The 8932-nt window shown below is 66.5% G+C and carries 7 protein-coding genes and 2 riboswitches; of the genes, 3 read left to right on the plus strand and 4 right to left on the minus strand.

Annotated features, from left to right (window positions below):
• The first annotated feature begins 49 nt into the window (after positions 1–49).
• Complete coding sequence (locus KBW95_RS08690; RefSeq protein ID WP_211527992.1) at positions 50–1726, plus strand: methyl-accepting chemotaxis protein; 1677 nt, start codon at positions 50–52, stop codon at positions 1724–1726.
• A gap of 16 nt (positions 1727–1742) precedes the next feature.
• Here KBW95_RS08690 and gcvP read toward each other — a convergent pair whose 3' ends face one another.
• The 3 genes from gcvP to gcvT all read right to left on the minus strand — a co-directional run bounded on the left by gcvP (position 1743) and on the right by gcvT (position 6292).
• A complete protein-coding gene (gcvP, locus tag KBW95_RS08695) occupies positions 1743–4622 on the minus strand; it encodes an aminomethyl-transferring glycine dehydrogenase (RefSeq protein ID WP_211524299.1) in 2880 nt (959 codons plus the stop codon).
• A gap of 111 nt (positions 4623–4733) precedes the next feature.
• Positions 4734–5114, minus strand: a complete 381-nt coding sequence (gene gcvH / locus KBW95_RS08700) for a glycine cleavage system protein GcvH (RefSeq protein WP_211524298.1) — start codon at positions 5112–5114, stop codon at positions 4734–4736.
• A gap of 47 nt (positions 5115–5161) precedes the next feature.
• A complete protein-coding gene (gene gcvT, locus KBW95_RS08705) occupies positions 5162–6292 on the minus strand; it encodes a glycine cleavage system aminomethyltransferase GcvT (RefSeq protein WP_211527993.1) in 1131 nt (376 codons plus the stop codon).
• Positions 6293–6341: 49 nt separating this feature from the next.
• A riboswitch (glycine riboswitch) is annotated at positions 6342–6439 on the minus strand.
• Between the two features lie 17 nt (positions 6440–6456).
• Positions 6457–6540: riboswitch (glycine riboswitch) on the minus strand.
• A gap of 333 nt (positions 6541–6873) precedes the next feature.
• Between gcvT and KBW95_RS08710 the strand changes: the two genes are divergently transcribed.
• Positions 6874–7434: an ATP-dependent Clp protease proteolytic subunit gene (locus KBW95_RS08710; protein WP_211524296.1), complete on the plus strand. Its 561-nt coding sequence runs from the start codon at positions 6874–6876 to the stop codon at positions 7432–7434.
• Between the two features lie 190 nt (positions 7435–7624).
• Here KBW95_RS08710 and KBW95_RS08715 read toward each other — a convergent pair whose 3' ends face one another.
• Positions 7625–7807 (minus strand): hypothetical protein, encoded by a 183-nt coding sequence (locus KBW95_RS08715; RefSeq protein ID WP_229429633.1) that lies wholly within the window; start codon positions 7805–7807, stop codon positions 7625–7627.
• 297 nt (positions 7808–8104) lie between these two features.
• Between KBW95_RS08715 and KBW95_RS08720 the strand changes: the two genes are divergently transcribed.
• A partial coding sequence (locus KBW95_RS08720; RefSeq protein WP_211527994.1) for a DUF1631 family protein occupies positions 8105–8932 on the plus strand: 828 nt, incomplete at its 3' end.

Consider the following 8932-nt stretch of genomic DNA (forward strand, 5'->3'; position numbering starts at 1 on the left):
AGCGCGCGCCGCTTCCCCTTCGCCGCAGCCCGCACGCATGGGGTAGGCCATGCTGGCCCGTCTCCGCATCGGTCCCAAGCTGCTGCTGGCGCCCGGCGCCGTGCTGTTCCTGCTGGTGCTGCTGTCCTGTTCCGCCTACTACGCGATGGTGCGCCAGAACGCCTCGCTCGAAGAGATCGTCGGGCGGCGCGCCGCCAGCATGCGCGCCGCCAGCAGCCTGGCGGCGCAATCGCAGAAAACCCATGCCGATATCTACCGCCTGCTGAGCTGGATGGGCGGCAGCTTTCCCATCGCCCGCACCGAGCCGCTGCGGCGCGACATCCTGATCGAGCATGAACGCATCGCCGATGGCCTGAGCCAGCTGGCGCGCATGACCGGTCCGCACGCGGCCGAGCGCCGCCACGTGGAGCAGGCGATCAGCGCCCACCAGGCCTATACCGCGGCGGTGCGCGACGTGATCGAGCTGGCGCCGCTCGACGGCTCGATCTCGGCCAACGCCATGCTCAAGGCCGAAAGCGCCTTCGCGGTGGTGGCCCAGCGCCTGGCCGACCTGGCCGTGATCGAGGAAACCCTGTCGCGCCAGGCGTCCAACAGCGCCCAGTCGGATTTCCGCGTGATGTCGACCCTGATGCCCATCGTGATCGTGCTGGCGATCGGCATCTCGCTGGCCATCACCTTCGCCGTGCGGCGCCTGCTGCTGGACGAGATCCGCGGCATCGGCGCGGCCGTGAGCGGCCTGGCCAGCGGCGACCTGACGGTGCGCGAGCGCGCCTATGGCGGCGACGAGATCGCCGAGACCTCGCGCGCCCTGGACGCCGGCATCCGCAACCTCAACGGCACCCTGCGCAGCATCCTGGAATCGGCGCGCGTGATCGGCATCGCCTCGCGCGACATCAAGCTGGGCAGCCTGAGCCTGGGCAGCCGCGCCGTGTTCCGCGCCGGATCGATGCTGGATACCGCCAGCTCCATGAAGGACCTGGCGGCCAGGGTCAACCTCACGGCCGACAGCGCGCTGGAGGCCAACCAGCTGGCGGCGTCGGCAGGGGAGGCGGCCGACGCGGGCGGCAGCGTGGTGGACCGCCTGCTGGCGGCGCTGGATTCCGGCAAGCGCAGCGCCCATCGAGTGGTCGAGATCGTGGACGGGCTGGACGCCCTGGCGGCGCAGGCGAACACGCTGGCGCTCAATGCGGGCCTGGATGCGGCGCGCGCGGGACCGGACGCCGCGGGCATGGCGGCGGTGACGAGCGAAGTGCGCCATCTGGCGCGCAGGGTGACTGCGTCGGCTGGAGAGATCCGGCTGCTGGCCACCCAGTCGGTCGCCGAGATCGACGGCGGCACCGCCTGGGCGGCGCAGGCCGGGACCAGCATGCAGCAGATCGCCAGCTCGGTGCGCCAGGTCGAGGATATCGTCAGCCGCATCGGCTCGGCCAGCCAGGGCCAGGAATCCAGCCTGGAGGACGTGAACCAGGCCATCGTGCGCATGGACCAGGTGACGCGCCAGAACACCAGCCTGGTCGAAGAGGCGGCCATGGCCGCGCGCACCCTGCAGATGCAGGCGCTGGCGCTGTCGCGCACCATGTCCGGTTTCCGGCTGGAAGAGCCGCAGGCCGAGCCGCCCGAACAAGCGGCGGCCCAAAAAGAAGACGGCGACGTCCCGCGCGAATTCGCGCGCGAACGCCGCCGTCATCCGAGCTCCCACTTGCGGCTCGCGTCGAGCCGCAAATAAGCTGGTCGATCAGCGATTATTCGTAGTCGCTGATCGGCGCGCAGCCGCAGAACAGGTTACGGTCGCCGTACACATTGTCGGCACGGCCGACCGGCGGCCAGTACTTCTTCTTGCGCAGCGAGGCAACCGGGAAGGCCGCCACTTCACGGGTGTAGCCATGCTTCCAGTCGTCGGCGGTGACCACCTCCGCGGTGTGCGGCGCGCCCTTGAGCGGGTTGTCCATCTTGTCGTACTCGCCGCGTTCGACCTTCACGATCTCGGCGTGGATGGTGATCATCGCTTCGATGAAGCGGTCCAGCTCGGCCTTCGACTCGGACTCGGTCGGCTCGATCATGAGGGTGCCCGGCACCGGGAAGCTCATGGTCGGGGCATGGAAGCCGAAGTCCATCAGGCGCTTGGCCACGTCTTCGTTGCTGATGCCGGTCTTGTCCTGCAGCGGGCGCAGGTCGATGATGCACTCGTGCGCGACCAGGCCGTCGTGGCCGGTGTACAGCACCGGGTAGTGCGGGGCCAGGCGGCGCGCGATGTAGTTGGCGTTCAGGATCGCCACTTCGGTCGCCGCGGTCAGGCCTTCCGCGCCCATCATCGCGATGTACATCCACGAGATCGGCAGGATCGAGGCCGAGCCGTAGGCCGCCGCGCTGACCGCGCCGATGCCGGCTTCGTCGCGGACATAGCCGGTCGACAGCTGGTTCGGCAGGAACTTGGCCAGGTGCGCGCCGACGCCGATCGGGCCGACGCCCGGACCGCCGCCGCCGTGCGGGATGCAGAAGGTCTTGTGCAGGTTCAGGTGGCTGACGTCGCCGCCGAAGGCGCCCGGCGCGGCCACGCCGACCATCGCGTTCATGTTGGCGCCGTCGACGTAGACCTGGCCGCCGTGGGCGTGCACGATCTCGCACAGTTCCTTGATGCCTTCCTCGAACACGCCGTGGGTCGACGGGTAGGTGACCATGACGCAGGCCAGGTCCTTGCTGTACTGCTCGGCCTTGGCCTTCAGGTCGGCCAGATCGACGTTGCCATTCTCGTCGCAGGCGGTGACGACCACCTTCATGCCGACCATGCTGGCCGACGCCGGGTTGGTGCCGTGGGCCGAGGACGGGATCAGGCAGATGTTGCGGTGGCCTTCGCCGCGCGACTCATGGTACTTCTGGATCACCAGCAGGCCGGCGTATTCGCCCTGCGAGCCGGCGTTCGGCTGCAGCGAGATCGCGGCGTAGCCGGTGGCGGCGCACAGCATGGCTTCGAGCTGGTCGATCATCTCGCGGTAGCCCACGGTCTGGTCGTTCGGCGCGAACGGGTGGATGTTCGAGAACTCGGGCCAGGTGACCGGGATCATTTCCGAGGTCGCGTTCAGCTTCATGGTGCACGAACCCAGCGGGATCATGGTGCGGTCCAGCGCCAGGTCCTTATCGGCCAGCGAGCGCAGGTAGCGCAGCATCTCGTGCTCCGCATGGTAGCGGTTGAAGGTCGGGTGGGTCAGGTAAGCGCTTTCGCGGGTCAGGGCGGCCGGGAAGGCGTCCGCCACGTCTTCGTCCAATGCGTCGATATCGACGTTCTTGCCGTTGCCGAAGATGGCGAACAGCGCAGCCAGGTCTTCACGGGTGGTGGTCTCGTCCAGCGACACGCCCACGTGCTGGTCGTCGACGCGGCGCAGGTTGATGCCGGCGTTGACGGCGGCCGCGTGCAGCGCGGCTGCGTCGCCCTTGACGGTCAGGGTGTCGAAGTAGGTGGTGTTGGTCACTTCCGCGCCGAGCTGCTGCAGGCCGCGCGCCAGGATGGCGGTCTGGCGGTGCACGCGCTGGGCGATGCGCTTCAGGCCTTGCGGGCCGTGGTAGACCGCGTACATGCCGGCCATCACGGCCAGCAGCACCTGGGCGGTACAGATGTTCGAGGTCGCCTTTTCGCGGCGGATGTGCTGTTCGCGGGTCTGCAGCGCCAGGCGGTAGGCCTGGTTGCCCTGCGCATCGACGGTCACGCCGACCAGGCGGCCAGCCATGCTGCGCTTGAATTCGTCGCGGGTGGCGAGGTAGCCGGCGTGCGGGCCGCCGAAACCGAGCGGCACGCCGAAGCGCTGGCTGTTACCGACGACCACGTCGGCGCCCCATTCGCCCGGCGGGGTGAGCATGGTCAGGGCCAGCAGGTCGGCGGCCACGACCACCATCGCGCCCATGGCGTGCAGGTGTTCCACGGCGGCGCGGTAGTCGCGCACTTCGCCGTTCACGCCCGGGTATTGCAGCAGCACGCCGAAGCAGGTCTCTTCCAGCTTCTCGATGTCGCCGGCCGCGATCACGCGCACTTCGACGCCGATCGGCTGGGCGCGGGTCTGGATCACTTCCAGGGTCTGCGGCAGCACGTCGTCGGCGACATAGAACACTCTCGACGAGGACTTGCCGACGCGCTGCAGCAGGGTCATGGCTTCGGCGGCGGCGGTACCTTCGTCCAGCATCGACGAGTTGGCGATGCCCATGCCGGTCAGGTCGGTGATGGTCTGCTGGAAGTTCAGGATCGCTTCCAGGCGGCCCTGCGAGATCTCGGGCTGGTAGGGGGTGTAGGCGGTGTACCAGGCCGGGTTCTCGAAGATGTTGCGCAGGATGACCTTCGGGGTGTGGGTGCCGTAGTAGCCCTGGCCGATCATCGACTTCATGACCTTGTTCTTGGATGCCAGCGCGCGCAGGGTGGCCAGCGCGTCTTCTTCGGTGCGCGGCTCGACGAACTGGCCCAGGTCCAGGGTGTCCTTGCGGCGGATGTTGGCGGGAACCACGGCGTCGATCAGGGCGGCGCGCGAAGCGTAGCCGAGGGTCGACAGCATGGCTGCCTGTTCGGATTCGGACGGGCCGATATGGCGCGGGATGAACGAATCGCGGGCTTCAAGTTGGGTGAGGCTGGAACGGGTCATGATGGTGGCCAGATGAATTGCCGGCGCCTTGTGGGCTGGCGAAGATGAGGAATTCGGGACTTCGTGAAACTAAAAGGGCGCGCCGCATTCAGCGGCGCGCCCTCGGCGACATTAATTGTCGGTGGTCTTGCCGTAGGCGTCGGCGTCCAGCAGCTTGTCGACAGCGCCGGCGTCGGTCGGCTGGAGCTTGAACAGCCAGGCGCCGTAGGCGTCCTGGTTGATCGAGTCCGGCGCGTCGGCCACGGACTGGTTCACCGCGGTGACGGTGCCCGACACCGGAGCGTAGATGTCGCTGGCGGCCTTGACCGACTCGACCACGGCGGCGTCGTCGCCGGCGGTGAAGGCCTTGCCGACCTGCGGCAGTTCGACGAACACGATGTCGCCCAGTGCGTCCTGCGCGTATTCGGTGATGCCGACGGTCAGGGTGCCGTCAGCCTCGCGGCGGACCCACTCGTGGGACTCGGTGTATTTCAGGTCGGTAGGGATGTTCATTAAAGGCTCCTGGTATGGGTGACGCGGTGATTATATTGCTTGTTCTTTTAGGCGGCGAGGACTTTGCCGTTACGCACGAACGGCAGCTTGACGACGGAAGCGGCCAGCTGCTTGTCGCGGATCACGACTTGCACGGTGTCGCCGACCGCCACGTCCAGCGGCACGCGCGCCAGGGCGATCGCCTGCTGCATGCTCGGGCTGAAGGTGCCGCTGGTGATCTCGCCTTCGTTGCCGGCGGCGCTGAGGACCTTCTGGTGGGCGCGCAGGATGCCGCCTTTTTCGCGCAGGATCAGGCCGACGAAGTTGGCTTGCTGGCCCTTGGCCTGCAGGGCGGCCTTGCCGATGAAGTCGCGCTCGGAGACCAGGTCGATGGTCCAGCCCAGGCCGGCGTCCAGCGGGTTCACGGTCTCGTCCATGTCCTGGCCGTACAGGTTCATGCCGGCTTCCAGGCGCAGGGTGTCGCGGGCGCCCAGGCCGGCGGGCTTGATGCCGGCGGCGGCGAAGGCGTTCCACAGGGCTTCGGCCTTGGCTGCCGGGACGCCGATTTCGAAGCCGTCTTCGCCGGTGTAGCCGGTGCGCGCCACCATGACTTCGCCGAAGGCGGTGTCCGGGACGATTACGACGTTGAAGGGCTTGAGCGCTTCGGAAGCGGCCTTGGTCTCCGGCAGCACTTCCCAGGCCTTGGCGCGGGCGTTCGGGCCCTGGACCGCGATCAGGGCGATCGGGTCGCGATTTTCATCACTACTATCGCGGCGCTGGGTGATGACCAGGCCGGAATTCGTGGCGGCGTTCTGCTGGTTCATCCAGGCCACGTCCTTGTCGGCGGTGCCGGCGTTGACGACGATGCGGAACCAGTCTTCGCTGAAGAAGTAGACGATCAGGTCGTCGATGACGCCGCCTTCGGGATTCAGCATGCAGGAGTAGAGGGCCTTGCCCGGGACCTGCAGCTTGTCGACGTTGTTGGCCAGCAGGCCGCGCAGGAAGCTGCGCACGTTGGCGCCCTTGAGGTCGACCACGCACATGTGGGACACGTCGAACATGCCGGCGTCGGTGCGCACCGCGTTGTGCTCTTCGATCTGGGAGCCGTAGTTGACCGGCATGTCCCAGCCGCCGAAGTCGACCATCTTGGCCCCTAGGGCACGGTGAGCGGAATTGAGCGGAGTCGCTTTGAGCGTCATGGAATCCTCAGGGCAGTTGAATAGGGGTGCGGGCACGTCGCCGTGCGCTGTTTTCCCCTCTGTCCTTGGTACCTGAGAGATAGCGGCCTGGCCGCCTGCCCCTTCGGTGGGCCGCTTGTGTCGCGGCCGCTCTCCAGAGTTGAGCCGCCGCGCGATGCGCCGCCGCTCCTTGACCGGTCCTTTTGCCTGAGAGTTTGTGGGTAGTGCCCCTTCGGCGGCAGCGTGCTGCGCTCTCCCTGTCAAGACTGTGGAGGATATGCGAGAGGGCGGTTGCTGTCAACCAGCTAAGGGGGAAACCAGGGGAAGGAAGGGGCGGCCCCTACCCTCAGAACGTCGTTCCGGGACTCGGCGTCCCCCTCGGCCGGAACCCAAGTTCGTTGGACAGCCGGCAGCCAAAACGTGGGCGGGAACGCGAGCAAACTTGGATCCCGGCCTTCGCCGGGATGACGTTGGTAGGTAGGACGGTTACGCGGGCATTTCGATTCCTAAAAGCATTGCCGCGCACTATTGACGCACGGCATCCGGGCTCGCGGGCCGGTTTTGCTACACTTATCACACTCACTTTGCAGGCGGAAAAAACTATGAGCGAAGACAAAGCACAACAGGAAAAAACAGGCTGGTTCACGCTGTCTGGCGACGTCAATAGTGACATGGTCCACCGGGTCTTCGACGCGGTCGCCGCCATGACCGAGGACGGCATCGAGACGGCCCATGTCCTGGTGCAGTCCAACGGCGGCTATGTCAGCGACGGCCTGTGCCTGTACAACTTCATGGCCAGCTCGCCGATCAAGTTTGTGATGTACAACGGCGGGGCGGTGGCCTCGATCGCGGTCATCCTCTACCTGTGCGGCACGGAGCGCTATTGCAGCGAGACGGCGCGCTTCATGGTCCACAAGTCGCATGCGACCGCCTCGCCCGGTTCGCGTCCGGATGCGCTCAACATCATCGTCGAGGGCCTGCGTGCCGACGATTCGCGCACCGAGTCGATTCTGCGCAAGACCGTCGAGCTGACCCCGGAGCAGTGGAGCATCCACCAGTATTCGGACCTGCATCTGAACTCGCGCGACGCCAAGGCCGCCGGCCTGGTCAACGACATCCGCGATTTCGCGCCGCCCAAGGGTGCGATCCTGCGCAATATTTGAGTCGGCCCAACAGGCTCGGTAGCCCGATACATCGGCTTGGCCGATGGCCGCGGCCCGTTTATTCGTCAGGCCTATGGATAAGGCAAGGAAGCCGTGGCGCTTTGTCCGACACATAGAAAAGCCCGCCGGCTCGATGCGCGGCGGGCTGGACAAGTGATGCCTGCTTCCGGCGGGGCCGGAGAAAACAGGATCAGCGTTTGTCGTTCTTGTGGCTCTGACGGCCAGCTTCGGCGTGTTGTTCCGGAGTACCGCCGCGGGTGCCGCCGCCCGAGCGCGAGCCCGAACCTGCCGAGCCCGACTGTTTGTTGCCTTCGCTCTTGCTGCTTTGCTGAGAGCCGCTTTGGTTGCGCTTGCTACCTTGCTTCGAGGCCATGGTGCTTCCTTTCATAGTGGGAAAAGATCCTGCTCGGCTTTACCGACCGGCCGTGTCCGAATGGATTCGAGGCATTTCCGGTGAATCAATCATGCTTATCGTGTTGATGAATCGCTATCGGAACACCCCTTGATGCGTTGTAGGAGGTGCTCCTACAATCTGAAAGCATCTATTTCCTGATGAAACGCTCGATCACATGCTTCGGCGTGTCGTATTTCTTACGACATATGCATTAAGGCCTATTGCTTTGTGGAAATAATATGGCAGAATGGAGGGATCGATCTTCTCCCCACGTCCATGGCCACCCCATCCGCACAGACGCCCGCCGCCCGCAAGGCCGCCGCCGACCGGCAGGCGACGTTGGATGAGCTCGTCGGTATCGCCAGCCGCCATGCGAATGGCCAGCTAATGGAGATGTGCCACCGCATGGTCGCCGCGCTGCTCGACATGACCAGCGCAGGTCCCGATCCCAAGCTGGCCGCGCGCCGCATCAAGTCCGGCAACCTCCTCAAGGAAAACGCCTACGCCTATTTCCACCTGGCCTGCACGGGCATCGAACTGGCCCTGCGCAAGGAACTCGGCCAGCTCTCGCCCCAGCCGCGCCCGGCCGCGCAGGTCGCCCTCAGCCTGGTGCCGCTGGAAGAGATGGACCAGAAACTCGCCTTCGGCGTGGTCAGCCGGCCCTTCGACATCCAGCATTCCGAACAGCTCGCCAGCCTGGGCGTGCGGCTCGGCGTGCTGCTCGGCCGCGATCTGGTGCGCGCCGCCGTCAATCCCTTCCGTCCCGAAGTCCTGCTGGTGGCGCTGGAACAGGCCTGGCGCGAGTTCGAGCCGGACCAGGAAGCGCATGCGCTGATCGTGCCGCTGCTGCGCCCCGGCCTCGTGTTCGACCTGGGGCCGATGTACGAAGCCCTGAACGAGCGCCTCAAGCCCGCGCGCGGACGCGGCGGCGAGCGCTTCGCCAAGACCGACGACAGCGCCGCCCGCAAGGCCGAGCGCGCGCGCCGCGACGCTTCGGTGGCGCAGCAGCTGCGCGGCCTGTTCGGCAGCGAAGGCGCGCCGCAGATGGCCGATCTCGATATTCCCCTGATTCCCGACCTGCCCCAGGGCGGCGGCGGCTGGCGT

This window comes from Massilia sp. ZL223, assembly GCF_018119395.1.
GTDB lineage: Bacteria > Pseudomonadota > Gammaproteobacteria > Burkholderiales > Burkholderiaceae_D > Telluria.

Excerpts from the sequence above, each read along its gene's own strand:
- gcvH (WP_211524298.1), bottom strand. The coding sequence starts at position 5,114 with ATGAACATCCCTACCGACCTGAAATACACCGAGTCCCACGAGTGGGTC.
- KBW95_RS08710 (WP_211524296.1), top strand. The coding sequence starts at position 6,874 with ATGAGCGAAGACAAAGCACAACAGGAAAAAACAGGCTGGTTCACGCTG.
- gcvT (WP_211527993.1), bottom strand. The coding sequence starts at position 6,292 with ATGACGCTCAAAGCGACTCCGCTCAATTCCGCTCACCGTGCCCTAGGG.
- KBW95_RS08715 (WP_229429633.1), bottom strand. The coding sequence starts at position 7,807 with ATGGCCTCGAAGCAAGGTAGCAAGCGCAACCAAAGCGGCTCTCAGCAA.
- gcvP (WP_211524299.1), bottom strand. The coding sequence starts at position 4,622 with ATGACCCGTTCCAGCCTCACCCAACTTGAAGCCCGCGATTCGTTCATC.
- KBW95_RS08690 (WP_211527992.1), top strand. The coding sequence starts at position 50 with ATGCTGGCCCGTCTCCGCATCGGTCCCAAGCTGCTGCTGGCGCCCGGC.